Annotated in this window: 22 protein-coding genes and 2 tRNA genes; 10 read left to right on the forward strand and 14 right to left on the reverse strand. The window is 62.3% G+C overall.

Features of this window, described 5'->3' with window-relative positions; genetic code table 11:
- Positions 1-160: 160 nt before the first annotated feature.
- Positions 161-1,684 (forward strand): SPOR domain-containing protein, encoded by a 1,524-nt coding sequence (locus AB4097_RS17165; RefSeq protein ID WP_442041734.1) that lies wholly within the window; start codon positions 161-163, stop codon positions 1,682-1,684.
- A 78-nt stretch (positions 1,685-1,762) separates the two neighbouring features.
- Here the strand turns inward: AB4097_RS17165 and AB4097_RS17170 are convergent, their stop codons facing one another.
- The 6 genes from AB4097_RS17170 to AB4097_RS17195 form a co-directional block, all read right to left on the reverse strand.
- Complete coding sequence (locus AB4097_RS17170; RefSeq protein WP_442041736.1) at positions 1,763-2,473, reverse strand: DnaJ domain-containing protein; 711 nt, start codon at positions 2,471-2,473, stop codon at positions 1,763-1,765.
- 84 nt (positions 2,474-2,557) lie between these two features.
- Positions 2,558-3,265, reverse strand: a complete 708-nt coding sequence (locus AB4097_RS17175; RefSeq protein ID WP_442041738.1) for a glutathione S-transferase N-terminal domain-containing protein — start codon at positions 3,263-3,265, stop codon at positions 2,558-2,560.
- Between the two features lie 93 nt (positions 3,266-3,358).
- On the reverse strand, positions 3,359-3,709 hold the full coding sequence (locus tag AB4097_RS17180; RefSeq protein ID WP_442041740.1) for a hypothetical protein: 351 nt from the start codon (positions 3,707-3,709) through the stop codon (positions 3,359-3,361).
- Between the two features lie 105 nt (positions 3,710-3,814).
- Positions 3,815-4,003 carry a hypothetical protein gene (locus AB4097_RS17185; protein WP_442041742.1) on the reverse strand — a complete coding sequence of 63 codons (189 nt, stop codon included), beginning with the start codon at positions 4,001-4,003 and terminating at the stop codon, positions 3,815-3,817.
- 99 nt (positions 4,004-4,102) lie between these two features.
- Entirely contained in the window at positions 4,103-4,540 is a 438-nt protein-coding gene (locus AB4097_RS17190; RefSeq protein WP_442041744.1) for a DUF1489 family protein, read from the reverse strand.
- A gap of 52 nt (positions 4,541-4,592) precedes the next feature.
- A complete protein-coding gene (locus AB4097_RS17195; RefSeq protein ID WP_442041746.1) occupies positions 4,593-6,569 on the reverse strand; it encodes an acetyl-CoA carboxylase biotin carboxylase subunit in 1,977 nt (658 codons plus the stop codon).
- A 216-nt stretch (positions 6,570-6,785) separates the two neighbouring features.
- Between AB4097_RS17195 and AB4097_RS17200 the strand changes: the two genes are divergently transcribed.
- Positions 6,786-8,132 (forward strand): Nramp family divalent metal transporter, encoded by a 1,347-nt coding sequence (locus AB4097_RS17200; RefSeq protein WP_442041748.1) that lies wholly within the window; start codon positions 6,786-6,788, stop codon positions 8,130-8,132.
- Positions 8,133-8,335: 203 nt separating this feature from the next.
- Here the strand turns inward: AB4097_RS17200 and AB4097_RS17205 are convergent, their stop codons facing one another.
- The 5 genes from AB4097_RS17205 to AB4097_RS17225 form a co-directional block, all read right to left on the reverse strand.
- A complete protein-coding gene (locus AB4097_RS17205) occupies positions 8,336-11,044 on the reverse strand; it encodes a valine--tRNA ligase (RefSeq protein ID WP_442041750.1) in 2,709 nt (902 codons plus the stop codon).
- A 248-nt stretch (positions 11,045-11,292) separates the two neighbouring features.
- Positions 11,293-11,835 (reverse strand): PopZ family protein, encoded by a 543-nt coding sequence (locus AB4097_RS17210; RefSeq protein ID WP_442041752.1) that lies wholly within the window; start codon positions 11,833-11,835, stop codon positions 11,293-11,295.
- Between the two features lie 156 nt (positions 11,836-11,991).
- Entirely contained in the window at positions 11,992-13,353 is a 1,362-nt protein-coding gene (locus AB4097_RS17215) for a TolC family outer membrane protein (protein ID WP_442041777.1), read from the reverse strand.
- A gap of 251 nt (positions 13,354-13,604) precedes the next feature.
- On the reverse strand, positions 13,605-14,267 hold the full coding sequence (locus AB4097_RS17220; RefSeq protein ID WP_442041754.1) for a protein-L-isoaspartate O-methyltransferase family protein: 663 nt from the start codon (positions 14,265-14,267) through the stop codon (positions 13,605-13,607).
- A 22-nt stretch (positions 14,268-14,289) separates the two neighbouring features.
- Positions 14,290-14,363: transfer RNA gene (locus AB4097_RS17225), tRNA-Cys, on the reverse strand.
- Between the two features lie 212 nt (positions 14,364-14,575).
- Between AB4097_RS17225 and AB4097_RS17230 the strand changes: the two genes are divergently transcribed.
- From AB4097_RS17230 to AB4097_RS17250, 5 genes are all read left to right on the forward strand, one after another.
- Positions 14,576-14,650 (forward strand) — tRNA-Asn (locus AB4097_RS17230).
- 89 nt (positions 14,651-14,739) lie between these two features.
- Positions 14,740-16,218: a cryptochrome/photolyase family protein gene (locus AB4097_RS17235; RefSeq protein ID WP_442041756.1), complete on the forward strand. Its 1,479-nt coding sequence runs from the start codon at positions 14,740-14,742 to the stop codon at positions 16,216-16,218.
- 104 nt (positions 16,219-16,322) lie between these two features.
- Entirely contained in the window at positions 16,323-17,045 is a 723-nt protein-coding gene (locus AB4097_RS17240; RefSeq protein ID WP_442041758.1) for an alanyl-tRNA editing protein, read from the forward strand.
- Between the two features lie 16 nt (positions 17,046-17,061).
- The gene (gene sseA, locus AB4097_RS17245; RefSeq protein WP_442041760.1) at positions 17,062-17,916 is read left to right on the forward strand and encodes a 3-mercaptopyruvate sulfurtransferase; all 855 of its coding nucleotides are present in this window, start codon (positions 17,062-17,064) and stop codon (positions 17,914-17,916) included.
- A gap of 264 nt (positions 17,917-18,180) precedes the next feature.
- Positions 18,181-19,587, forward strand: coding sequence for an adenylate/guanylate cyclase domain-containing protein (locus tag AB4097_RS17250; RefSeq protein ID WP_442041762.1), 1,407 nt, complete (start codon positions 18,181-18,183; stop codon positions 19,585-19,587).
- A 494-nt stretch (positions 19,588-20,081) separates the two neighbouring features.
- On the opposite strand, the gene AB4097_RS17255 is transcribed toward AB4097_RS17250, so the two are convergent.
- From AB4097_RS17255 to gatB, 3 genes are read right to left on the reverse strand one after another with little or no spacing between them, the layout of a single operon-like run.
- Positions 20,082-20,624 (reverse strand): GNAT family N-acetyltransferase, encoded by a 543-nt coding sequence (locus AB4097_RS17255; RefSeq protein WP_442041764.1) that lies wholly within the window; start codon positions 20,622-20,624, stop codon positions 20,082-20,084.
- A 58-nt stretch (positions 20,625-20,682) separates the two neighbouring features.
- Positions 20,683-21,306, reverse strand: a complete 624-nt coding sequence (locus AB4097_RS17260) for an SGNH/GDSL hydrolase family protein (RefSeq protein WP_442041766.1) — start codon at positions 21,304-21,306, stop codon at positions 20,683-20,685.
- Between the two features lie 59 nt (positions 21,307-21,365).
- The gene (gatB, locus tag AB4097_RS17265; RefSeq protein WP_442041768.1) at positions 21,366-22,841 is read right to left on the reverse strand and encodes an Asp-tRNA(Asn)/Glu-tRNA(Gln) amidotransferase subunit GatB; all 1,476 of its coding nucleotides are present in this window, start codon (positions 22,839-22,841) and stop codon (positions 21,366-21,368) included.
- Positions 22,842-23,062: 221 nt separating this feature from the next.
- Here gatB and AB4097_RS17270 point away from each other — a divergent pair, with 221 nt between their 5' ends.
- From AB4097_RS17270 to AB4097_RS17280, 3 genes are all read left to right on the forward strand, one after another.
- The gene (locus AB4097_RS17270; protein ID WP_442041770.1) at positions 23,063-23,371 is read left to right on the forward strand and encodes an LPXTG cell wall anchor domain-containing protein; all 309 of its coding nucleotides are present in this window, start codon (positions 23,063-23,065) and stop codon (positions 23,369-23,371) included.
- 202 nt (positions 23,372-23,573) lie between these two features.
- Positions 23,574-24,101, forward strand: a complete 528-nt coding sequence (locus tag AB4097_RS17275; protein ID WP_442041772.1) for a hypothetical protein — start codon at positions 23,574-23,576, stop codon at positions 24,099-24,101.
- 205 nt (positions 24,102-24,306) lie between these two features.
- A protein-coding gene (locus tag AB4097_RS17280; protein ID WP_442041774.1) for an IS5 family transposase occupies positions 24,307-25,082 on the forward strand; the annotation gives its coding sequence in 2 pieces (ribosomal slippage) (positions 24,307-24,640 and positions 24,640-25,082; 777 coding nt in all).
- The last annotated feature ends 145 nt before the right edge of the window (positions 25,083-25,227 follow it).

Consider the following 25,227-nt stretch of genomic DNA (forward strand, 5'->3'; position numbering starts at 1 on the left):
ATTGTGCAACGCACAATAAAATCATCGATTGAACCCTCCCTGTTAACCGCGCCGTAACCGCAACCTCTTACCGTCAGAGGATGTGTTGTGCCGGCAACGGTTCCCTCAAGAGAACCGGGCGCAGGGGCCTAGAACCAAGCGAAACAGGGATTTTTGCAGCATGAATTCGGTTTGGATGGGACACCGAAAGACATGGGCTCTCATTGGCATTGTAGCATCGGTTGCGGTGGCTGTCGTATCCCCGGCCGAGGCGGCCCGTAAGGCCAGGTCCTCCGGCGGTGGATACAGCCCCCTCTCCGCCTCCATCGTGGTCGATGCCAAGACCGGCAAGATCCTCCAGGGCGAGAATGTCGACGAGCCGCGAATCCCGGCCTCGCTGACGAAGGTGATGAGCCTTTATCTGCTTTTCGAGCAGCTTGAGCGCGGCCGCATGCGCGGGGATACCCCTCTTTCCGTCTCGGCCTATGCGGCGAGCCAGCCCCCGACCAAGCTAGGCCTCCGCCCTGGATCGACCATTGAGGTCGATGATGCAATCAAGGCCATGGTGACCCTATCGGCCAATGATGTCTCCGTTGTCGTTGCTGAGAACATTGCTGGGTCCGAAGATGCTTTCGCCCGGATGATGACCCGCAAGGCGAAGGAGCTCGGCATGAGCTCGACGGCATTCTACAACCCGCACGGCCTTCCGCATGAGCCACCAAACGTTACCACCGCCCGCGACCTCTCCATTCTCGGCCGCGCGATTCAGGATCGCTTCCCGAAATACTTCGCCTATTTCCAGACCCAGTCGTTCCAGTACGGCAGCCGCACCATCCGCGGCCATAACCGGCTGCTCGGCAAGGTCGAGGGCGTGGACGGCATCAAGACGGGCTATACTCGCCTGTCCGGCTTCAACCTGCTGACCTCGGTTAACACGGACAATCGCAGCCTCGTCGCCGTGGTGCTCGGCGGCCGCTCCGGCGCTTCCCGCGACCAGAAGATGGCCAGCCTCATTCAGAGCCATCTGCCCCGTGCCTATGCGGGTGCCCGTACGGCCCCTGCCATTGTCGAGAACCAACCTGCCATGGTGGCCGAAGCCCCGGCTCCGCGTCCGGTAGAGCTCGCTCCGGTCGCGGCTCCCGTGAGAGTGGCTTCCGCCATCCCACAGGCTCCTGTCGCTCAGGCTTCGACGCCTCCGGCCGCTCCCGAGCGTAAGCCGCTCGACCTCAACACCTTGCGGCCGGTCGTTGCCTCGGCTGCCGGCGCCAGCTCGACCACCACTCCCTCCTCGGTGAGGTGGCAGAAGGGTCCGGAGCCGCTCCCCCTGAACGCGCAGGCCTATGCCGCATTGGCCGCTCCGGCGCCGATGCCCGCCTCGCAGAAGGCCGCCCTCCAGGCCAAGATCGACGCAAAGGCCGAAGCCCCCAAGACCGAGGCGGCTGAGCCGAAGAAGACCGTGACCGGCTGGGTGATCCAGCTCGGCGCCACGGACGACGAGGACAAGGCGAAAGCCATGCTCGATTCAGCCCGTGGACGCTTCGGCAAGGTCCTGGGCAAGGCTTCTCCCTTCACGGAGAAGGTGACGGTCGACGGCTCCACCCTCTACCGGGCGCGATTCTCGGGGTTCTCCGAATCCAATGATGCCGCAAATGCCTGCAAGCAGCTCAAGAAGAGCGGCATGAACTGCTTCGCCTCACGGGGCTGATCTGATGAGAGACCGCTGCGACGGCACGTGTGTTTGTGTCGTCGCAGGTCAAAGACAAACCGGATCGCGCGTGGAGTATCAGCGATGTCGGCCCAGCAGAACTTCTCTCGCCTCGTTCACGCGAGCCGCGAGGTACGCCGTCCCTCCCTGGTCGGGATGGAGTTTCTTCATGAGCGTCCGATGCGCTTTTCGGATCTCGTCGAGGCTCGCACCCGGCTGAAGGCCCAGGATCTGATAGGCTTCCTCTTTCGTCATTACGCCCGAATGCGCATGGGTGCGCGTCCGCGTGTCACGGTCTCCGTGAGTGTTTTCACGCCAGCCGGAAAACCGGCGGTCAAGATAAGCCTCTAGGAGCGGGACACCCTGCGGATCATGGGCGCCGCATTCATCGTAAAGGCGGCTCAGGCTCTGCGGATCGAGGCTCGAGAGGCGCCGCCCGGCGAAGGCTCCGACCAGGATGGTGCCCTCGACTGCCCCCGTCGCATGGTCGATCTCCATCTCGATCATCGCCGACCGGATGCGGGAGAACCGCCCCCCTGCCTGCTGGAATTTCCGCCACGGACCAGGAAGATTCAGGGCACTCCACCCCAATGCCCAGGCGCCGAAGCCGCCGAGCAGGAGGGCCATGTCGATGCGCCCCTTGACGCCCAGGAGCACGGCGGCACCGAGTGCCGCGACACCGGCCACGGTCTTGAGGCTCTTCGCCATGACCTTCGGGTCGGCCCGCGTATAATTCTTGCCCATCCACCACAGAAGAGCGACGGCCAATATTCCAAGAAGCAGCATCATCGTTATCGTCCCCACCCCAACATGTGGGCCGGGATGGGGCGGTTGTAAATCGCCGGCTCGAAGAATGCCGGCCGGTGCGGATCGCTATTCAGGCCGCTTCGGGATCTCCAGACCACGCTGGACGGCGGGCCGGGCGAGGCCCCGTTCCAGCCAGGCCGGGACCCGTTTCAGGCTGCCGAACTCCACCAGTTCCCCGGCGCCGTAGAACCCGATGAGATTGCGCACCCAGCCGAGCAGTGAAATGTCGGCGATGGTGTAGTCGTCGCCCATGATCCAGTCGCGGCCTTCGAGCCTCGTCTCAAGAACGCCCAGCAGGCGTTTGGATTCGTTGCGATAGCGCTCCAGCGGACGCTTGTCCTCGATCTCGCGGCCGGCGAATTTGTGGAAGAAGCCGAGCTGACCGAACATCGGTCCCACGGCCGCCATCTGGAAGAAGACCCATTGGATGGTCTCATAGCGCCGGGCGGGATCGGAAGGCAGGAAATTGCCCGTCTTTTCGGCGAGGTACAGCAGGATCGCGCCGGATTCGAACAGTGGCAGGGGCTTTCCGCCCGGCCCATCGGGATCGATCATGGACGGGATCTTGCCGTTCGGGTTCAGGGACAGGAATTCCGGCGTCCAAGTCTCGTTCTGGCCGATATTGATGAAATGCGGCTCGTAAGGAAGCCCGGTCTCCTCCAGCATAATGGAGACTTTGACCCCATTGGGCGTCGGGGTGGAATAGAGCTGGATCCGGTCGGGATGCTGGGCGGGCCAGCGGGAGGCGATCGGGAAGGCTGAGAGGTCGGCCATGGAAACTCCATCAACGGCGTGAGTCGTGATGGAGCGATGCTAGAGGGAGCGGCCTCGCTTGCAAGCGAGGCTTGAAGCTACCCTGATCTGACTTCAGTGCAGGAGCGCGTTCCGGCTGCGCTGGCTTTCCCGTTCCCAAGCCTGGACGACGATGCCGTTGATGCCGGAATCGTGGAGCCTGTCGCTCAGATCGATAAAGTGCCGCTCGGTTGCTTCCACCTCGACTTCAATCTGCTCATCTTCGGCGTGATCGAGTTCCGACGCTGCGTAGCGCTCGTAGGCAGCCGACATTTCCGCATAGGCGAAGGCCACGGGCAGGGTTCGGAAGATGGTGGAAAATTCCTCGTCGAGCTCCCCGGTGGTCAGGTCCCGCATTTGAACCAGATAGCCGTCGTCGTGCTCGCAGACTTCATACCGCCAGTGCCGGCCTTCGGATGCGCACATCAGCATCGGAACCTCCACTCAACTGAACTGCTGAGCCAATGCTGCACGAGCCAGCGCGGTTCCAAGAAGATCCCCATCCAAGAGGAAGATCCCCAACTAAAAAGTCTAACGGCGGCCAGCCGCCTCCGCCCGAATGCGGCCTCCGACCCGCACCTGCGTGCCGTTCCCCAGATCGATGAAGCCGTTGCTCGCCCTCACGGAATCCTGCCTCTCCTCCTGCGCGCGGCGGTCCTGAAGACGATCCCGGCATTCCGGCGGGACTTGAACCGGCACGCCGGGCGGCACAGCAGGCATGCGGCACTCTTTCGCAAGCGCCGGAGCACCGACACAAGCCAGAAGAGCGAAGGCAACAGCGAGGATTCTCATCGAACGGTCCCCAATGATTCACTTAGGTTACAGAAGGCCCAACTCAGCCAGCTCGCGACGCATGTCTTCCGGCATCACGGCAAGGTCGCCTGATTTCAGGTCGATGTCACGCGGCGCCTCCTTGGCGACGAGGTAGCGCCAGCCCTGAAACGGCCTGTAGGGACGCGGCTCCACGGCAATCACCTTCGGCTCGAGCACCAGGTGACAGCGGCCGATACCGTCCCCATCGGTGAAGGGCCGAACGGCGAGAAGCCTCTGGCGGGCCGCGACCTGCCCCTTGATCACCCAAAACAGCGAGCCGCCCTCGAGCAGCTCCTCGACGCGCTTGGGCACCATGCGGGTCGTGTGCGTCTGCTCGTAGTCCCGCCCAAGGCGCCGATGCAGCGCGCGGTTCTCGTCGATCCATTCTTCGAGATCCGTGATCGAATCGCAGCCGACGCAGAGTTTGATGAGATGAAGTGCCATGTCCGTTTCAACCACGCGCTCGCCGGTCCGTCACCGAGCGATGCGCCGCAGGTCATTCCTCCGTCTTGAGCACGATGAGACGTGCCCCTTCCGCCACCTGGGCGCCCGGCTCGGCGGCGATCTCCGCCACTTCCGCATCGGAAGGCGCTACCAGCACATGCTCCATCTTCATCGCTTCGACAATCGCAAGCCGCTGCCCCTTCTCGACACGGTCGCCCGGCTGCACGAAGACGGCGATGAGCTTGCCATGCATCGGTGCCTTGACGGTACCGCCCTCGTCCATGTGTTCGAGGTCGACGTCGAAGGGATCATAGGGCTGGACAAGAGTCTGGCGCCCATTGCGGATGATGTAGACACCATGCGGTGCTTCAACCTCCTGATCGATCTGCGCGTCGTCCCATGGATCGCTCGCACCGAAGGCAACGGTGCTTGCGCCGGGATGCTCGCGACTGAACACCTCGCGGGCTTCAATCCGCTCCCCGTCCACGCGCAGCGGAACGCCGACGCTGCGAAGCCCCAAAAGCTGAAAGCCGTCCGGCATCGACCATGGCGATGAGGGCTCGTCGCTCTTCTGCAGTTCCATCATGCGCAGCCGCTCGATCTCCCGCGAGATCAGCGCCGATGCGCCGAACGACACCGCAACCTCGTCCAGTGGCTGTGGCCCGACGCCAAGACTTGCAATGTTATGGTCGATGAAGCCCGTATCGAACTGCCCTGCCCTGAAGCCCTGGGCCTCGCAAAGCTTCTTCAGGAAGGCCGCGTTGGTCTTCGGGCCCGCGACGATCGTTTGTCCAAGTGCCTCCGCCAGCTTGTCCAAGGCCTCGTCGCGGGTTGCGCCATGGGCGATGACCTTCGCGATCATCGGATCGTAATAGGGCGTGACCTCAGCCCCGGCCTCGACGCCGGTATCGATGCGAATGCTCTCGCCTTCGGGAAACTCGAGCGCCCAGAGCTTGCCCGTCGAAGGCAGGAATTCCTTTTCCGGATCTTCCGCGTAGAGGCGCGCCTCCACCGCATGGCCATCGATGGCGAGATCCTCCTGCGAGAACGCCAGCACCTCGCCGGAGGCGACGCGGAACTGCAGCTCGACGAGATCGAGTCCCGTGATCGCTTCCGTGACCGGATGTTCCACCTGGAGCCGGGTGTTCATCTCCATGAAATAGAAACGGTCGGGACGCAGGCCTTCGCGACCGTCTGCAATGAACTCGACGGTGCCGGCGCCCACATAACCGACCGCGCGGGCTGCCTCGACGGCCGCCTGCCCCATCGTCTGGCGCATCTCGGGAGTCATGCCGGGAGCCGGCGCCTCTTCGATCACCTTCTGGTGGCGACGCTGGAGCGAGCAATCACGTTCGAAGAGATGCACCACATTGCCGTGACCGTCGGCGAAGACCTGGATTTCGATATGACGCGGTGAAAGGACGTACTTTTCCACCAGCACGCGCGGATCGCCGAAGGCGCTCGAGGCCTCGCGCTGGGCACTTTCGAGCGCCGCGTCGAAATCGGCCGCCTTGTCGACCCGGCGCATACCCTTTCCGCCACCGCCGGCAACGGCCTTGATGAGAACCGGATAGCCGATCTCGTAGGCTTTCTGGCGCAGGAAGTCCGGATCCTGCTTGGAGCCGTGGTAACCCGGCACGACCGGGACGCCAGCCTGCTGCACGAGCGACTTGGCTGCATCCTTCAGGCCCATGGCCTTGATGGCGGAGGCCGGGGGACCGACGAAGACGATGCCGTTCGCTGCACATGCCTCGGCGAACTCGGCTCTCTCGGAGAGGAAACCGTAGCCGGGATGGATGGAGGCGGCCTTCGTTCGCCGGGCGACTTCAATGATCCTGTCGATTCGGAGATAGCTCTCCCGGGCGGGCGGCGGGCCGATGAGATGGGCCTCGTCCGCCATCTGCACGAAGAGCGAATCCGCATCGGCCTCCGAATAGACCGCGATGGTACGCATCCCGAGCTGCTTGGCGGTGCGGATGATGCGGCACGCAATCTCGCCGCGGTTGGCGATCAGGACACTCTCGAGCATTTCGATCCCTTACCAGATTTTCCCATCCCGGTTTTGGAAAGCTAGAGCAAACCTGAAGGCTCTTGTCACTCCCGAACAACCCGGAGGCCTCAGGCCATCTGCCCTTAAGAGTAAGGCGGCGCTCCGCATGCAACTTTGTGCAACTCCCCTCTTGCCCAGGTGTCCGATCCAAGCTAGCGTCTTATTGCAAATCATTTGCAACTGCAGAAAGAGCCTATGGACCAGCCCGCTCCTATCTCCCTCGTGCGAAAGGCCGCGTGGCGGCACTCGTCGGAACTGCCCTCTCTGCCCGAGGTCAATCGCTCGATTGCGGTACGGCCGGGATCGGTCTGGCGCCGGGCCGCGGCATTCCTGGGACCGGGCTACCTGGTGGCCGTGGGTTACATGGACCCGGGCAACTGGGCGACCTCCATCGCCGGCGGGTCGAAATACGGCTATGCCCTGCTCTCAGTGGCCCTGATCTCCAACATCATGGCGATCATCCTGCAGTCGCTTTGCGCCCGACTGGCGGTCGCTACGGGCCGTGACCTCGCTCAAGCCTGCCGGGATGCCTACCCGAAGCCGGTCTCCTGGATCCTGTGGTTTTTGGCCGAGCTCGCCATCTGTGCCACCGACTTGGCGGAAGTGATCGGCACGGCCATCGGCCTCAACTTGCTCTTCGACGTTCCGCTCGAAATCGGCGTCGTCATCACGGCGCTCGACGTATTTCTGATCCTTTATCTGCAGAATCTCGGCTTCCGCTGGGTCGAGGCCTTCATCATCACCCTGCTTGGCGTCATCGCGGTGTGCTTCGGCGTTCAGATCGCCATGGCTGATCCGGATTGGGCTGGCGTGATCACCGGCTTTGCCCCAACGACGGAAATCGTCACCAATCCCGACATGCTCTATCTCGCCCTCGGGATCCTGGGCGCGACGGTCATGCCGCATAACCTCTACCTGCATTCAGGTATCGTGCAGACGCGCGCCTACGGTGACAGCCTAACGGAGCGACGCGAGGCCCTGCGCTTCGCAACGCTCGACTCGACCATTGCGCTCATGTTCGCGCTGACGATCAACGCATCGCTTCTGATCCTTGCGGCCGCCGCCTTCCATCATACGGGCAGAACCGAAATCGCTGAACTTGGCGAGGCCCATACCCTGCTCCAGCCGATCCTCGGCAGCGCCATCGCGCCGATGCTCTTTGGGCTGTCGCTTCTCTGCTGCGGCCTCAACTCCACCGTAACGGCCACCATGGCCGGCCAGATCGTCATGGAGGGCTTCATCAACTTCAAGATCGAGCCCTGGCTGCGCCGCCTGATCACCCGGGGAATCGCCATCGTCCCCGCCGCCGGCGTCACCATCGCCTATGGCGAGGGCGGCACTGCGAAGCTCCTGATCCTGAGCCAGGTGATCCTGAGTCTTCAGCTCCCCTTCGCGGTCATTCCCCTCGTGACCATGACCGCTTCGAAAGCCAAAATGGGCGAACTCGTCACGCCTCGCTGGCTCACGGTCGTCGCGGGCATTATCGCCGCCGTCATCGTCGCTCTGAACGTGAAGCTGCTGGTGGACTTCGTGCTGGGGTAAGGCGCGCCGCGGAAAAGGAAAACCATCTTCAAACGTGGGACGCATGGGTGGATTCCCTGCCCGACCCACGGCCGCCGCGAATGACACCCTCTCACGTCATGACCGACCTCGTGCCTGTCATCCCGCTACTGTGAAACGCCGCGCCTTTTCAATCGAGATCACCGGCACAAGGCCGGTGATGACATGTGTTTGAGTGAATTGCCTTACGCGTCCTTGAGACGACCCAACGCCTCTTCCATCTTCGCCTTGCGGGCCATTGCCTCGTCGCGGCGCTCGCGCTGTTCCTCGACGACTTCCTCAGGCGCGCGCTTGATGAAATCCGCGTTTCCGAGCTTCGCGTCGATCTTCGTCACCTCCGCATCGAGCTTCTGGATTTCCTTGGCGAGTCGGGCGCGCTCGGCGTCGAGATCGATCACGCCTTCCAGCGGCAGAGCCGCCACTTCGCCGCGGATCAGAAGCTGGATCGAGCTCTTCGGTGCCGCATCGACGAAAGAGATATCTGACAGCCGCGCGAGGCGCTTCACGATATCGCCCCAGCGTCCGGCGCGGGCCTTCACGTCCTCGGACGACGCGACGAGCGCGAGCGGAATCTGCGCAGCGGCCGGCACGTTCGTCTCGGAACGGGCGGAGCGGATCTCGGTGACGAGGTCGACCACCCAGCCGATTTCGGCTTCGGCCCGCGGGTCGATCAAATGATCGAGGTTCGACCAGGGAGCAAGTGCCAGGATCGTCTCGCGCTTCGGGCCCTCCTGCCCTTTCACCTCCCACAGCTCTTCCGTCAGGAAGGGCATGATCGGGTGCAGGAGCTTGCAGATCTCGTCGAGGATGAATGCAATCGTCGCGCGGGTCTCATCCTTGGCGGGAGAATCCGCGCCCTGGAGCACGGGCTTGGAGAGTTCGAGCGTCCAGTCGCAGAACACGTTCCACACGAAACGATAAGCTGCGCCTGCGGCCTCGTTGAACTTGTAGCCCTGGATGCCGGCGGCAACCTCGTTGATCGCCTTAGCGCATTCGCTGAGCGCCCATTTGTTGAGTGTCTCCTTCACCGATTTCGGATCGAATCCGGCGATGCGCTTGCACTCGTTCATCTCGGCGAAGCGGGCTGCGTTCCAGATCTTGGTCGCGAAGTTGCGGTAATTCTCGACGCGCTGGACCGAGAGCTTGATGTCGCGCCCTTGCGCGGCCATCGAGGTGAGCGTCATGCGCAGCGCGTCCGCGCCGTACTGCTCCACCACATTCAGCGGGTCGATGACATTGCCTTTCGACTTCGACATCTTGGCACCCTTCTCGTCGCGGACGAGAGCGTGGATGTAGACCGTGTCGAAGGGCACTTCGTCCATGAAATGCAGGCCCATCATCATCATCCGGGCGACCCAGAAGAAGATGATGTCGAAGCCCGTGACGAGAGTGTTCGTCGGATAGTAGCGATTCAGCTCCGGCGTATCGTCCGGCCAGCCTAGGGTCGAGAACGGCCACAGGGCCGAGGAGAACCAGGTGTCGAGCACGTCCTCGTCGCGCTTGAGCGGCACGTCTCGGCCGTTCTTCTCCCGTGCCTCGGCCTTGGCCTGATCCTCGTTCAGGGCAACATAGACGTTGCCCTGGTCGTCATACCAGGCGGGGATCTGGTGGCCCCACCAGAGCTGGCGCGACACGCACCAGGGCTCGATGTTCTCGAGCCACTGGAAGTAGGTCTTCTCCCAGTTCTCGGGCACGAACTTGGTCTGCCCCTTGCGAACCACGTCGAGCGCCCGGTCGGCGAGCGGCTTCACGTTCAGATACCACTGATCCGTGAGATAGGGCTCGATCACCACGTTGGAGCGGTCGCCATGAGGCACGGTATGGGCGTGCGGCTCGATCTGAGCGAGGATTTCACGCTCTTCCAGCATCGCGACGATGCGTTTGCGCGCCTCGAAACGGTCCAGGCCGTCGAGGGCCAGCACCTGCTTGAGGTCGCCGGACTGGCCAAGACCGTCGAGGAAAGCCTCGTTGCCGGCCAGGCTGAGTTCGGCCTCGGTACCGAAGATGTTGATCAGCGGCAGCTTGTGACGCTTACCGACCTCGAAGTCGTTGAAGTCGTGCGCGGGGGTGATCTTCACCGCGCCGGTACCCTTCTCCGGGTCGGAGTACTCGTCCGCCACGATGGGGATGCGGCGGCCGGTGAGAGGCAGGACGGCGAACTTCCCGACGAGATCCTTGTAGCGCTCATCCTCAGGGTGAACGGCCACGGCCACGTCGCCGAGCATCGTCTCCGGCCTCGTAGTGGCGACGGTGATGGACCGGTCCGGCATGCCCTCGATGGCATAGCGGATGTGCCAGAGGTTACCCTTCACCTCGACCTGAATCACCTCAAGGTCGGAAATCGCTGTCTGAAACTTCGGGTCCCAGTTCACAAGGCGCTTGTCCTTGTACATCAGGCCTTGCTTATAGAGGTCGACGAAGACCTTCAGGACGGCCTGGGACAGGCCCTCGTCCATGGTGAAGCGCTCGCGCGACCAGTCGCAGGAGGCGCCGAGGCGCTTGAGCTGGCGCACGATGGTGCCGCCGGACTCCTCCTTCCACTCCCAGACCCGCCTCACGAACTCCTCACGGCCGAGGTCGCGGCGCTGGATCTGCCGCTCGGCCAGTCGGCGCTCGACGACCATCTGGGTGGCGATTCCCGCATGGTCCATGCCCGGCTGCCAGAGCACGTCCTTGCCCCGCATGCGTTCGAAGCGGCAGAGAATATCCTGGATTGTGTTATTGAGGGCATGGCCCATATGGAGCGAGCCGGTCACGTTCGGAGGCGGAATGACGATCGTGTAGGGTACCGCGTCCTTGCGATCCGCCCGGCCGGCCTTGAAGGCCTCGGCCTCTTCCCAGCGGGTGGAAATGCGAGCTTCGACAGCGGAGGGATCGAACGTCTTGTCCATCATGATGAGTACCGGCCTTTGGGCGCGAGAAACGCGCAAGCAAGAGGGCTACAAACCGGACGGATCGGTCGAAGTCAACAGAGGGGCGATAATCTGGGCGCCCCGGGCGCCAGATGTGATGTCCTTCCGGGATCCGGCCGGAGTTTCACCGATTATGTCGTCGGCCTCGTGCCGGTGAGCTCACCTGGAACAGTGCAGCTCCTCGGAGCCTCTGGATGGCCGCTACGCAGGCAGTCGGGCCAAAGTGGGTGTCATGCCCGGCGGCGTGTCACGCGCTCGATCTCGTCTTTCACCAGTCGCTCGACGAGCGGAGGAAGATTGTCGTCAAGCCATGCCTTCAGCATGGGACGCAGCATCTCCTTCATGAGATCCTCGACGGTCTGGGGCTGGCTCGGCTTGAGGGTCGCACCTAGACGGTCGAAGGCACCGGAAACGGCGACGCTGGTCTCGTTCGAGATCAGGGCATCGGCCATGGTAGGCTGGCTCGCAGCCACCTGCGGGTGAGCGTCACGGGCAAAGACGGGAGCCGGGACCCGCTCCTCCCGTTCAGGAAGGATATGGCCATCCTCTCGAAAGTCTTCACATGAAGGCGTCTCGGCAACACGAGCCTCGCCTCGACTCCACGGACCCAGCATCGGCTCGTTGGGACCTGACGCGATGAGCGGAGCGACGTGAAGCTCTGCGATGTCGAGGACGTTGTTCAACGCTGAGGAGCGTGGCTCATCGGGCTCTGAAGAATCCTGAACATCATCGTCAGAGATGATGCGCCGGATGGAAGCCAGAATTTCTTCCATCGATGGCTCATTAACCTTCAGGCCCGCAGAACCCATAGCCGCATCCAAATCGAAACAAACAAGAATCACATTCAAATGAATGTATAGGAAGTATTTTACGCAAACCTAAAGAAAACAAGTAGGGCCAGAACTTTCTGGTTCTGGCCCTGCAACTTACTAACGACCGTCCGGCGTGCTCGTGCCGACCCAAAGATCTTTGACCTGATCGTAATGGATCTTCGGGCTGTAGTGATTGACCCTTAGACCGAGAGCTCGTGAATTGAGACGCCCCATCGCATTGACGAGGCTATAGGAAGCCACCACGCGATCTCGCTGAGCCGTGATGAGATTCACGCGGGCATTCAGCAGTTCCTGCTGAGCGTTCAACACGTCCAGGGTAGTGCGCTGACCGACACGCGCCTCTTCGCGAACGCCGCTGAGCGCCGTCTCGGCTGCGTCGATCTGGGCCTGAGCGGCTACGATCTGCGCCCGAGCCGCCTCCAGCCGCCCCCAGGAGGAGCTTACGGCGGCACGGACTTGATCGCGCACGGAATCGGCTTCCAGACGTCGCTGTCCGGCCACTTCCTTGGCTTGGCGGGTCGCGGCATAAGCCTGACCGCCCTCATAGATCGGCACGGTCAGCCGAGCGACAACGGAGGCGGAAAGCGCGGCATCGCCTGATTGTTGCCGGTCATAGCGTTGATCGACCGCGCCAGCGACACCCAGCTGCGGAGCAAGAGCACCCTCCTCGATCTTCACCTGCAGCTCGGCCACATCGACCGCATGCTGGCGCGCCTTGATGGCTGGATGCTCGTTGAGGCCGACTTTTAGAGCCGCGTCGACGGTGCGCGGCGTCAGTTTGTCCAAAGGACGGCCGGGAGCCAGCTGCGCAGGCTCGACGCCGACAACCTGGCGGTAGGTGGCAATACTGTTTCGCAGCGTCGCTTCGGCCAGACTGGCCTGGGACCGGGCCGCCGCGAGGCGCGCTTCCGCCTGGGCGACGTCGGTCCGGGTCACTTCACCGACGTTGAAGCGGTCCCGGGTCTGGCGCAGTTGCTCGTCGATCACCTCGACGTTGTTGCGCTGCAGGTCGAGGATCGCCGTATCCCGCAACACGTCCATGTAGGAGGTGGCAGCGTCGAGCAGAACGCCCTGCTCGGTCGAGTTCAGGCTTTCGCGCGAACCGAGAACCGACGATTCCGCCGCACGGACGCGGTTCTGGGTCCGAAACCCGTCGAAGATCGTCTGGTTGACCTCGACGCCGAATCCGCGAGGGTTCAGGGCATTCTGGTTCGTCGTATTCGCGGAGAAGCGCGACGAAGGCGTCTCGGCCGAGACCCAGTTTCGCCCCACATCGGCCACTCCGTTGACGACAGGCCGGTAGCCGGACTTGGCTTGGGCGACGGTCTCATCCGTGGCGCGGACATTCGCGCGCTGGGCGTTCAGGTCAGGATTGTTGCCATAAGCGCGGGACAAAGCGCTTTCCAAAGTCTCGGCCGACACCCCGCTGGGGGCCATCAGCACGAACACCGAGGTCATCGCCCCAAAGAGCAAGGAATACGTCTGCTTGGAATACTTTTTCTTCACGCGCACCTGCCTAGCGACCAACACGGGACAACCGTGAGAGACGCCACTTTCAGAAACCACTGCGACTCAAAGCGAAACAATACCCAAGGGAACAGAGTCGGCAACAACGCGTTAGAGCCAACTCGATTTTAGCTTGGGAGTGGCGCAAAAAAGCGACACTCCCGGCTGTGGAAAATTTGGGATTTGTTAGTCTTTGGAGGAAATTAGAACGTGAAGCCGGGCGTCTGGACGAAGGAGGCCAGGAGAGGCGCGGCGGCTTCGAACAGGCTACGCTCGCCCATGGCATCGCCAGACCGGACATAAACCGTCGCCCGGGCGGCACGCCCCCGCCCCTTCACGCAAACGAGACGCCCGCCCTCGGCCAGCTGCCGGAGGAGCTCATCAGGACGAACCTCGACGGCTCCGTTTACGAGAATGGCATCATAGGGCGCACCGGCGGCATGACCCTGATCGAGCGAGCCGGTCACGACGGCAACACCTTGGGCTCCGGCTGCACTGAGACATTGCCGAGCAGCAGCTGCAAGCCCCTCGTCCGTTTCAAGGGCCGTCACCTGAGCACCGAGCGCCCGAAGGACTGCCGAGGAATAGCCCCGGCCACCGGCGACATCGAGAACCTTGTCGCCCGCATCGATGGCGAGCGCCTGGATCATGCGACCCAGGATCATCGGCGATAGCATGTAGCGGCTCTCACCCCCGTCGCTGACGAGAATGTCCTGGTCGATATAAGCAAGGCCTTCGCGCCCCGAGAGCACGAAAAGCTCCCTAGGAACGTTGTCCATGGCATCCAGGAGAGACATGTCGTTCACATCGAAAGTGCGCAGCTGGCCATCAACCATCATGCGGCGCGCTTGGGTGAAATCGACCATGGATAGTGCCTTCAGAATTTGTTGGAGGCCTCGCCCGGAATCGAACCGGGGTGCAAGGATTTGCAGTCCTCTGCGTAACCACTCCGCCACGAGGCCATCCGGGGCGTGTCACGAACGCGACGGCCGCTCCATAGCAATCATCCCCCCAAAGAGCAACAGCCCCTTTTCAGTCCGCGGCGACAACAATGCACTTGCAACCGTCAAAACCCGTGCTATATGCCTCCCACCTCGCCGACGGACACCTCCTCAGGGAAGGCCGCGGCGCTCAAGAAGCCTCATAACGGGCTTTTTAGAAGGTTGAGGCTTATTCCGGCGTGGCGCAGCGGTAGCGCAGCGGACTGTTAATCCGTTGGTCGTAGGTTCGAATCCTACCGCCGGAGCCAACCTTCCCAGCGATGATTTTCCTCTATTTCGATGCGTGGTTCGACCTGTGCTTTATCGCGGGTTCGAAGCTTGGCTATGATCCGGCGCCATGAGCACCGATTCCCGATCCCCTGTTCTGGTCTGGTTCCGCGACGACCATCGCCTCACCGACAACCCCGCCCTCGCGGCCGCGGCAGCGACGGGATCGCAGGTTCTATGCTTTGCGGTTCTCGACGACTCGGATGATCTGCGTTCGCTCGGCGGCGCGGCTCGCTGGTGGCTTCACGGCTCGCTGAAGGCCTTGGACGAATCTCTGGAACAGGCCGGCTCCCGGCTCGCCCTTTTTAAGGGCCCTGCCCTTTCCGTTGTCGAACGGATCGCGCACGAGACCGGCGCCTCGGCGATCTACTGGAACAGGCGCTACGGAGTGGCAGAGATTGCCCTGGACACTGCGGTCAAGAAACGCCTGACGGAGGGCGGCTTCAAGGCTCAGAGCTTCAACGGCCGCCTTCTTCATGAGCCATGGGACATCGTCAATCAGGCCGGCAAACCCTTCCAGGTGTTCACACCCTATCTTCGGGCCGTGAGGGCCCGCAGCGTGCCGACCCCGTGCCCGGCTCCGAAACGCCTTCCCGGTGGCACGTGGCCCGCCTCACTCAGCGATTTCATGTTTCCCCTCGCGGAGCTTGGCCTCGAACCCTCATCCCCCGATTGGGCCGGCGGCCTCCGGAAAGAGTGGCGACCCGGTGAGCAGGCTGCGCGGGCGAGTTTCCGGGACTTCCTGAGCAAGGGTCTGAACGGCTATGCGGAAAATCGGGACCGTCCTTCGCTCTCAGGCACATCGCGCCTTTCACCGCATCTCCGCTTCGGAGAAATCGGCCCCAGACAGATCTGGCACGCAGTGATGGCTCGGGTTACGGAGCATGCCGGCTTGGCCCGGGACGCCGAGAAGTACCTGAGTGAGATCGTGTGGCGCGATTTCAGCCATCAGCTCCTGCACGTTCACCCTCACCTGCCGATCAGATCGCACAGCAGTCGATTCAACGGCTTCCCCTGGATTGATGACCCTGGAACTCTCAACGCCTGGCAGCGGGGCCGCACCGGCTATCCCATCGTCGATGCGGGAATGCGCCAGCTCTGGCAGACAGGCTGGATGCACAACCGGGTGCGCATGATCACCGCCTCGTTCCTGGTCAAGCATCTCTTGACCGACTGGCGAGAGGGCGAGGCTTGGTTCTGGGACACCCTGGTGGATGCTGATCCGGCCAACAATGCCTTCAGCTGGCAATGGGTAGCCGGGACCGGACCGGATTCGGCGCCGTTTCACAGGATCTTTAACCCTGTCACGCAGGGCGAGAAGTTCGACCCCGACGGCGACTACATCCGGACGTTTGTTCCGGAGGTCGCAGGCCTCCCCCCTACCTTCATCCATAAACCCTGGGACGCCCCTCCCGGCGTCCTTCATGCAGCGGGTGTCAAGCTGGGCGAGAACTATCCCCATCCTGTCGTTCCGCACGGGCCGGCGCGCGAAAGAGCTCTGCAAGCCTTCCGAAGCGTTCGCGGAGCAGAACCTGAAGGACATTCCTGACGCTCCGGTAAAGGAGCGTCTTGACCCGCAAAGCTCCTTGCCTTCAGCATCGCGCCTCACCTTCCGAACGAGGCAGAGCCGCCTCGTCACAGCTCGAGACGATCATGACCTCAACCACACTCCTCTTCCGCGACGATGCCTATGCCAGCTCCTGCGAAGCGCGGGTTCTCGCAACGAGCCCGGAGGGCGGAATCATCCTGGATCGCACGGTCTTCTATGCGCAGGGAGGCGGACAGCCTGGCGACGTCGGCACGGTCGTGAAGGCGAACGGCGATCGATACGCCATCACGAACACGGTTTACGGAGCCGATCGGTCCCAAGTCGTCCATCTCGTCGGGGCGGACGCGGCAGCGCAGTTCGAGGAAGGGGAAACAGTCGAGGTGCAGCTCGACTGGCCCCGCCGCCTGAAGCGCATGCGCGTGCACACGGCGCTCCACCTTCTCAGCGTCGTCCTGCCCTACCCGGTCACCGGTGGGTCCATCGGCGAGGGCGACGGGCGGCTCGATTTCGACATTCCCGATGCCGGCCTCGACAAGGCGGAGATCACCGAACGCCTCAATGCCCTGATCCAGCGCGACGCGCCGGTCACGGAACGCTGGATCACCGATGAGGAACTCGACGCCAATCCTGGCCTCGTGAAGACCATGTCGGTGAAGCCGCCGCGCGGATCGGGCCGCGTTCGACTGGTCGAGATCGAAGGAATCGATCTTCAGCCATGCGGCGGCACCCACGTGCGTCGAACCGGCGAGATCGGTACGGTCGTGATCACGGACATCGAGAAGAAGGGCAAGCAGAACCGCCGCGTTCGCATGTCCCTGGTCGATTGAGTCAAAGGAGTTGCCGATGTCACAACCTTTCGTTTCGACCGCATGGCTGCAGGATCACCTCAGCGATCCCAACCTCGTGGTCGTGGATGGATCCTGGTACCTTCCCGCCCAGAACCGCGACCCGCAGGCGGAATTTCTCGCGGGCCATGTTCCCGGCGCAGTGCGCTTCGATATCGACACGGTGAAAGACACATCGTCCTCCCTGCCCCACATGCTTCCCTCACCGGAGGATTTCGCGAAAGCCGTCGGCGCAATGGGGATCAGGCAGGATATGACCATTGTGGTTTATGACGGCATCGGGCTCTTCTCGGCCCCGCGCGTTCGTTGGATGTTTCAGGTGTTCGGAGTTCGGGACGTCTCGATTTTGGAAGGCGGATTCCCGGCCTGGAAGTCTGAGGGAGGCCCGGTCGAGACGGGGCCGGAGAAGCCTCGTAAGGCTCAGGGCTTCACTCCGTCTTTCAACGCCTCGGCCGTTGCAGATGTCGCCAGGATCCGGGATGCGATTACATCCGGCTCGGCTCAGGTGGTCGATGCACGCGCAGCCGATCGTTTCAGAGGTGAGGCGCCAGAGCCCCGACCGGGCCTTAAGGCCGGCCATATTCCTGGAAGCATGAATCTTCCCTGGAGCGAAATCGTCGACAATGGTCGCTTGAAGGATAAAGCGAGTGTCGAGCAAGCCATAGGTCGGGCCGGTCTCGACCTCGAACGTCCGATCATCGCCAGCTGCGGATCCGGCGTCTCAGCAGCCATCCTCGGCGTCGCCTTCGAGGTTGCGGGACGACCGATCAAGGCGATCTACGACGGCTCATGGTCCGAATGGGGGGGACGGGAGGACCTGCCTGTAGAGACGGGAGACGCGAAGCGGGGCTGAGAACGGTCCTGCTTTCCTCCCACTTGCCCTAAAGCTGCGAGGCCAATGGCGCTCCATTCTTCTTCGCCATCATAGACCAGAGCATCAACGCACAGGGAGAGGCGGCCAGGCTTAGAGGCCGCCCTGCCCTTACATTGCCGGATTAAAGGACCATCTCTTTGTATAATAAGGACTTGTAGCCGAAGCTTACCATCATGATCCGTGCGGTCCGCAGCGTTGTCGACCCTTCAACGGTCCGGTCCGCACCTCGAAAAAGGTCGCATCATGACCGAAGATCAGAAGTTCTTCGCAGTCTTACGTCAATCCGCCGATCCCAACACCGTTGATGCCATCGAGACACTGGTCCGGGCCGCGCCGGATCGTGACTTGAACCGTATCAACGCTCTCGCCTTCGCGTCCCAAAATGGGCTCGATGAAGACCGGGTCATCGGCGCCTTTCTTCATGCCGCCCGTCTCGGGCTCTTCGAGATGTCCTGGAATGTGCTCTGCCCCGGATGCGGCGGCGTCCTCGAGTCGGGGTTGAGCCTCAAATCCGTGAACCAGAGCGAGTACAGCTGCGCTCTTTGCGCCGCCGGATACGAGCCGACCCTCGACGAGATGGTGGAGGTTACGTTCACGGTGAGCCCGCGGGTCCGCAAGATCGCCGCCCATGATCCCGACACCCTTCCGATGCATGAATATGTTCGCCAGATCTTCTGGAGTTCAGGCATCGACCTCCCGGACGACTACGAGCGCAGGCTCGACGACATCGTGCTCGACGCAGTCGAGCTTCCGCCCGGGGAAAGGGCCATTCTCTCCCTGCAGCTTCCGGCCGAGTTCGTGATCGTTTTCGATCCGGTCACCCATGCCGCGCAATTCATCGACGTGAAAGGCGAGCCCACGCGCGAGCGGCAAAATCTCACCCTCGTCCTCAACGAAACTCACCCGCAAAACGACACTCTTGTTATGCAGCCGGGCCCATTGCGGATCTCTCTCGAGAACCGCACGAACCGGCGAGTCCTGCCTGCCGTGTGGGTGGCAGGCAACGAACTGCACCACATGCTGGAACGACGGCGCCCCTTCCTGACGGCGAAGCGCCTGCTCACGAACCAGACCTTCCGCGACCTCTATCGCACCGACACGCTCGACATCGACCAACGCCTGAAGATCACCAGCCTGACGTTTCTGTTCACCGATCTGAAGGGCTCGACGGAACTCTATGAGCGGGTCGGCGACCTCGTGGCTTACGATCTCGTGCGCGAGCATTTCCGGGTCCTCCACGACATCGTCGCAGCCGAGGCCGGGGCGGTGGTCAAGACCATCGGCGATGCCGTAATGGCGACGTTCCCGACACCGGACCACGCGATCTCGGCGGCCTTGCGGATGCGCGAAGCCATGCGCAGCCTCAACGAGGAGCGCGGAAGCGAAGACCTGTTGCTCAAGATCGGCATTCACGAGGGGCCATGCCTCGCCGTCACGTTGAACGACCGGCAGGATTATTTCGGCCAGACCGTGAACATCGCCTCCCGCGTCCAGGGGCTGGCGGTCTCGCGCGCGATCTTCGCGACGGACGCGGTCGTGGAGAATCCGGCGGCCTCGCAGATCATCCAGTTGCAGGGCCTGCAACCGAACCTGCAGAAGACGGCGCTTCGCGGGATCAACGACGAATTTCTGGTCTACGAGATTCCGTAGAGCATCGGACGTGAATTCGAACTCACGTCCGATGCTCCAAGTCTTTGTTTCTCGCATCTCTACACGCAAAACCGGTACCCACTTTTGCGTTCGATGCCTTAGTCGCCGGAATGGCCGTTCCGCGAGACAGACAGGGAGGATATGGGACGCCCATATCCTCCCGAGACGTCGTCGCACATCGTCAGTCCCGCCCGCTCAAATCCTCCCCGATATCCTTGAGCAAGTGAGGACTGAGCCTTGCCCGTAGACAGGCCTGCAACTCGGGGCGAGTGAGAGCTCTTGCGGATACCCGGTCGCGCTCACGCACGGTCGGGATAAGATCAATGCGAACGGTCAGCCATATCAGGGAAAGGGTAATCTGCTTCATCGAAACCTGCAGCGTTGATGAAAGGAAGGATTGCGGCGTGGGTGCATGGGGCAAAGTGAAAAGCCATGTGACGCCTCCTTCGGCTGAGGTTGATGAAAAGCGGCTGAGGATCAGCTGCCGGAACAGTTTAAGCGATCTTCAGTGAATTGGCCAGACAGGCATCCTGAAGGTCCTTCTCGAATCGATATTCCGCCGTTTTCGAGATATCGGTGAGCTGACGCTGCCCGTCGATCTGCGTGTAGCCCCAGCGCCTGTAGAGCCTATGCGCAGTGGCGAACCGCGTGTCCGACCAGAGAACGAGGCGAGTGGCGCCCTTGGCCCGGGCATGGCTCTCGGCCTGCCGCACGAGCATCGCGCCCAGTCCCCTTCCACGCTGGTCCGGTCGCACATAGAGCCGATGCAGTTCGGCCACACCGCCATCCGGAAAGTCGACGGCGACGCAGGCGCAGACACGTCCGCGCTCGTCTTCGACAGCCCAGAAGGCTCCATCGTTGGCGGCATAGGACGCGCTGGGTGCAAGCAGGTCCGGCAGGTCATTGTGCGGATCGACGAAGCAGCCTGGATATTCCGCATAGCAGAGCGACAGGAGACCGAAGAGATCCTGCGCGTCGCTATCCATAACCGGCCGAAGGATCGGCCGACCCTCAACCATCCTCGCAGCTTCGATCATCGCCCCCACCTTCTGAACAGCGCATCGTTCCAAGCGGACCTGCAGGCTACGAGATGCGCTATGCCGCCACGGCGGCGATTGTCGTTTCAAGCATCTCATGAAGCAGACGATAGGCCTGCGCCGAGAGATGGATGCCGTCGGTCGTCATCCCTTCCCTGGCCGCGCCACTCCTGTCAGCGAAGGCACTCTGGAGATCGACGATGCCCGCGGCGCGATTATCCGCGATCCGAAGGATGCGCTGGCTCAAGGACGCCATGGCCTCGGGCGAATAGAAACCTGTGAGCCGCTTCGCCTGCTCGATGGGAGGCGGCGTAAGCACGACGACGGGAACCTGCACGTGGCTGAAATGACCGAGAATCCGCTCGAAATGTGCCGCGACACCGTCGAGGGCATTCTCCGTGCAATCCTTCTTGGCGTCATTGGTGCCGACGAGCAGCACGGCGATCCGAGGCTGGGCAGATTGCAGCAGAAGCGGGACTCGCGGCTCCAAGGCCTCTGTCCAGATGCCGGAATAGCCGGCATTGAGCAGCGGGAGGCCGCCGATCCGGTTCCAGTAGAACCCCTCGACGATGGAATCCCCGATGAAGAGAAGACCCGCCGGCCCGACCGCAGCCTTGTGGGAGCTGATCACGATATCGCGGATCAGCCAGTGCGGCGCGAAGGGATTGGGCTGCGAGGTCACGGAATATGGCGCCTGCAAGAGCCCCGGCGGATCCGATCCGCCGGGATGGACGAAAGGCCCTACTCGATCCCGAGCTTGGCTTTGAGGATCTCGTTGAGAGCCTGCGGGTTGGCCTTGCCGCCTGTGGCCTTCATGGTCTGACCCACGAACCAGCCGAGCAGGGTCGGCTTTGCCTTGGCCTGCTCGACCTTGTCCGGATTGGCGGCGATGATCTCATCGACAGCCTTCTCGATAGCGCCCATGTCGGTCACCTGCTTCATGCCGCGCTTTTCCACGATCTCGCGCGGATCGCCGCCTTCGGTGAAGACGATTTCGAACAGATCCTTGGCGATCTTGCCCGAGATGACGTTCTCGCCGATCAGCTCGATGATGGCGCCGAGCTGCGCGGCCGAGACCGGCGATTCCGTGATGTCCTTGCCTTCCTTGTTGAGGCGGCCGAAGAGCTCATTGATCACCCAGTTCGCGGCGGCCTTGCCATCGCGTCCCCTGGCCACCTCCTCGTAGAAATCGGCGGAAGCGCGCTCGGCCACGAGCACGCCGGCATCGTAGGACGGCAAGCCGTAATCGGCCATGAACCGAGCCTTCTTTTCATCCGGCAATTCCGGCAGATACTGGGCGAGATCATCCACATAGGCCTGATCGAACTCGAGCGGCAGCAGGTCTGGATCGGGGAAGTAGCGGTAATCGTGTGCTTCTTCCTTGGAGCGCATGGAGCGCGTCTCGCCCTTGCCCGGATCGTACAGGCGGGTTTCCTGGTCGATCTTGCCACCGTCTTCCAAAATGGCGATCTGGCGGCGTGCCTCGACCTCGATGGCCTGTCCGATGAAGCGGATGGAGTTGACGTTCTTGATCTCGCAGCGGGTGCCGAATTCCTCGCCGGGACGGCGCACCGACACGTTCACGTCGGCGCGCAGGTTGCCCTTGTCCATGTCGCCGTCGCAGGTGCCGAGATAGCGCAGGATCGTGCGCAGCTTGGTGACATAGGCGCGGGCCTCGTCCGCCGAGCGCAAGTCCGGCTTCGAGACGATCTCCATCAGGGCCACGCCCGACCGGTTGAGGTCCACGAAGCTCATGGTGGGGTGCAGGTCGTGGATCGACTTGCCGGCATCCTGCTCAAGGTGCAGACGCTCGATGCGCACGGTGATGGTTTCACCGGTCTCAGGCACGTCCACGATCACCTCGCCCTCGCCCACGATGGGACTCTTGTACTGGCTGATCTGGTAACCCTGCGGCAGATCCGGATAGAAGTAGTTCTTGCGATCGAAGGTGCTGCGCAGGTTGATCTCGGCCTTGAGGCCGAGACCCGTGCGGATGGCCTGGCGCACGCATTCTTCGTTGATCACGGGCAGCATGCCGGGCATGGCCGCGTCCACGAGGGAAACGTGGCTGTTGGGATCCCCGCCGAAGGCCGTCGAAGCACCGGAGAACAGCTTGGCTTGGCTCGTCACCTGGGCATGGATCTCCATGCCGACGACGATTTCCCAATCGCCTGTCGCGCCTTTGATAAGCTTCTTAGGGTTGACCGGAGCGTTCATGAACCTAGCGCCTTTGATCTCTTGTCTTTCCAGCCCGGAGTAAGAGCGCCCTGCAAACGGGTCAACCCCTTTCAAGATGAACGGCCGTTCAGGATGATGAATCAATCGTTAAGATCAGTAATGAATTATGCACAGAATTCGAAAATAATTGCCACGCTGCTATGAAACCCCATCGCATATGATGCGTTGTTCGGGAGGTAAAACGGTCAAGGAGTTTCAAAATGGCTATGGATCCTATGGATCGCGAACCCAATGTCTACAATCGTGAGACCAATGTCTACGATAACACGGGGCGTGGTTCGAACACTCTTGCTTACGTGATCGGTGGCCTTGTTGTGGCGCTCGGTCTTCTGGCCTTCCTCTTCTATGATGGCGGCAGCAACGAACCGAGCACAACCGGCAGCACCGGCACCCAGACGCAGAGCTCATCGCCGAGCACCGGCTCGACCGCTCCGGTCACCCCGACGACTCCGTCGGCTCCCGCAGCCCCGGCTTCCCCCGCCTCCCCGGCTCCGGCCAACCCGCAGTAACTTCACGTTTCGCGTAAGGCTGCGCATGATGGGTCTGACCTCCGGGTCAGGCCCATTTTCGCGAGCGGCACCCGCGCGATGCCGAGGAACCAAGCCAGAGCAGGAACGGTTAGGCTTAGAGCATCTGATGGGCCCCATCCAGCAGGGCAGTCCTCCGGGTCCGCATGATGCGCTAAAATTCAACAGCGCGTGGAGGATCGAGATGGCAAGCAAATCCAATTTCACCCCCGAGGAATGGTCTCGCATCGTTGCGAGCCCCGTCGTCGCCAGCATGGCAATCACCGCGGCGGACCCCGGGGGCCTCTGGAGCCTGCTGCAGGAATCCATGGCAAGCGGCTGGGCCCTATTGGAAGCCAAGCAGGATGCGCAGGCTACGCCTCTCGTTAAGGCCGTCGCCGACGATATCGCCAATACGGAAACCAGGAACGCCGTCCGCGAATCCTTCCAGGCACAGTTCAAGGGCAGCCAGTTTGTCGACATCAAGCGCAAGGCAATCGAGGAGCTTCACGCGGTCTCGGCTCTTCTCGACGCGAAAGCGCCTGATGAGGCTTCTGCTTTCAAAGCGTGGCTGTGGAGCGTCGCACGGAAATCGGCGGAAGCAGGCAAGGAAGGCGGCTTCCTGGGCTTCGGCGGCGTCGTAGTCAGCGATGCCGAGAAGGCGACACTCACCGAGATCGCCACGGCTCTCGGCAATCCGGAAGGATCCGGCGCCGGACTGGCAGAAACTTAGCGCCCTAAAGCGCTTTTCCTGGTTTGCGCCGACCTAGAGCATCGGACCCAAATGTGGACTCGCACTTTTGGGATTGGATCCGATGTCTCCTCTTTCAATGAGAGCATCGTACGGAAAACCGGGTCCACTTTTCCAGACGATGCTCTAGGGGCTGTTAGGCCTTGAAGAGCGTTATTCCTCTGCTGGTGGGCGGAGGGAGGCTCTCATGTCTGTCTTGCGCGATGAAGAGTGGGCGGTGTGGGCGCCGCTGATCGAGGTCTGCCGCCCGCATGGCAAGACCCAGCCGGTGAATCTTCGTCAGACGTTTGAAGCTATTGTCTGGCGTCGCCGCAACGGTGCCAAGTGGCGCGCCGTTCCGGCTGAACTCGGGCCGTGGTGGCGTGCTGCGCAGATGTTCATTCGGTGGTCCGAGCGGGGCGTCTGGGAGGCCATGTTCGAGCTGGCACAAGAGCACAAGGTCGAGTTGGGCATGGTGTTTCTCGACGGCAGCAGCATCCGGGCTCATGCCAAGGCAGCGGGGGCGGCCAAAAAGGGGGGAGTGCAGCAAGCCGCGATCAGCATGAGGCGCTTGGACGAAGCCGTGGCGGCTTCGGTATGAAGGCCTGCGTGATCGCCGACGTGCTCGGGCGGGCGGTGACGTTCATTCTCGCCCCCGCTCAGGCGCACGAACTGCGCTATGCTCTGCCCTTGTTCGACAGCTTGCCGGGAGTGCCGCTGTGGGTGGGGGGAGACCGCATCTACTCGTCGCATAGCTTGCGCCAAGCCGTCTGGGACAGAGGAGCGCGACCAGCCATTCCGACTAATCCCACCGAACCGGCGCTGGCCTGTCCCGCCTGGATCTACGCCAACCGCTCGCGCGTCGAGCAACTCTGGGGGCGGCTCAAGGAGTGGCGCGCCGTGGCCACGCGCTACGAGAAGACCGCGCGCTGCTTCATGGGCGTACTCTGTCTCGCTGCAACCCATGACTGGATCAAGATCTAGAGCGTGCAGCGGTTGCGTGGAATCGGCAGAGCTGATTCCATAGGGCTGGTTGTGGTCGGCCGGGAGGCATCTCATGCCAGCTCCTCTGTCCCGAGACTTGCGTGAGCGGATCGTGCGTGCGGTGCAGGGTGGATCGTCCATCCGG

The sequence above is a fragment of the Microvirga sp. 2MCAF35 genome, assembly GCF_052115545.1.
GTDB lineage: Bacteria > Pseudomonadota > Alphaproteobacteria > Rhizobiales > Beijerinckiaceae > Microvirga.

What these genes read in the sequence shown, in the direction of transcription:
- AB4097_RS17240 (WP_442041758.1), top strand. Translation starts at nt 16,323, where the DNA reads ATGACCTCAACCACACTCCTCTTCCGCGACGATGCCTATGCCAGCTCC.
- AB4097_RS17190 (WP_442041744.1), bottom strand. Translation starts at nt 4,540, where the DNA reads ATGGCACTTCATCTCATCAAACTCTGCGTCGGCTGCGATTCGATCACG.
- sseA (WP_442041760.1), top strand. Translation starts at nt 17,062, where the DNA reads ATGTCACAACCTTTCGTTTCGACCGCATGGCTGCAGGATCACCTCAGC.
- AB4097_RS17255 (WP_442041764.1), bottom strand. Translation starts at nt 20,624, where the DNA reads ATGATCGAAGCTGCGAGGATGGTTGAGGGTCGGCCGATCCTTCGGCCG.
- AB4097_RS17195 (WP_442041746.1), bottom strand. Translation starts at nt 6,569, where the DNA reads ATGCTCGAGAGTGTCCTGATCGCCAACCGCGGCGAGATTGCGTGCCGC.
- AB4097_RS17220 (WP_442041754.1), bottom strand. Translation starts at nt 14,267, where the DNA reads ATGGTCGATTTCACCCAAGCGCGCCGCATGATGGTTGATGGCCAGCTG.
- AB4097_RS17200 (WP_442041748.1), top strand. Translation starts at nt 6,786, where the DNA reads ATGGACCAGCCCGCTCCTATCTCCCTCGTGCGAAAGGCCGCGTGGCGG.
- AB4097_RS17165 (WP_442041734.1), top strand. Translation starts at nt 161, where the DNA reads ATGAATTCGGTTTGGATGGGACACCGAAAGACATGGGCTCTCATTGGC.
- AB4097_RS17275 (WP_442041772.1), top strand. Translation starts at nt 23,574, where the DNA reads ATGGCAAGCAAATCCAATTTCACCCCCGAGGAATGGTCTCGCATCGTT.
- AB4097_RS17180 (WP_442041740.1), bottom strand. Translation starts at nt 3,709, where the DNA reads ATGTGCGCATCCGAAGGCCGGCACTGGCGGTATGAAGTCTGCGAGCAC.
- AB4097_RS17250 (WP_442041762.1), top strand. Translation starts at nt 18,181, where the DNA reads ATGACCGAAGATCAGAAGTTCTTCGCAGTCTTACGTCAATCCGCCGAT.
- AB4097_RS17215 (WP_442041777.1), bottom strand. Translation starts at nt 13,353, where the DNA reads ATGACCTCGGTGTTCGTGCTGATGGCCCCCAGCGGGGTGTCGGCCGAG.
- gatB (WP_442041768.1), bottom strand. Translation starts at nt 22,841, where the DNA reads ATGAACGCTCCGGTCAACCCTAAGAAGCTTATCAAAGGCGCGACAGGC.
- AB4097_RS17205 (WP_442041750.1), bottom strand. Translation starts at nt 11,044, where the DNA reads ATGATGGACAAGACGTTCGATCCCTCCGCTGTCGAAGCTCGCATTTCC.
- AB4097_RS17235 (WP_442041756.1), top strand. Translation starts at nt 14,740, where the DNA reads ATGAGCACCGATTCCCGATCCCCTGTTCTGGTCTGGTTCCGCGACGAC.
- AB4097_RS17175 (WP_442041738.1), bottom strand. Translation starts at nt 3,265, where the DNA reads ATGGCCGACCTCTCAGCCTTCCCGATCGCCTCCCGCTGGCCCGCCCAG.
- AB4097_RS17210 (WP_442041752.1), bottom strand. Translation starts at nt 11,835, where the DNA reads ATGGAAGAAATTCTGGCTTCCATCCGGCGCATCATCTCTGACGATGAT.
- AB4097_RS17185 (WP_442041742.1), bottom strand. Translation starts at nt 4,003, where the DNA reads ATGCCTGCTGTGCCGCCCGGCGTGCCGGTTCAAGTCCCGCCGGAATGC.
- AB4097_RS17270 (WP_442041770.1), top strand. Translation starts at nt 23,063, where the DNA reads ATGGCTATGGATCCTATGGATCGCGAACCCAATGTCTACAATCGTGAG.
- AB4097_RS17170 (WP_442041736.1), bottom strand. Translation starts at nt 2,473, where the DNA reads ATGATGCTGCTTCTTGGAATATTGGCCGTCGCTCTTCTGTGGTGGATG.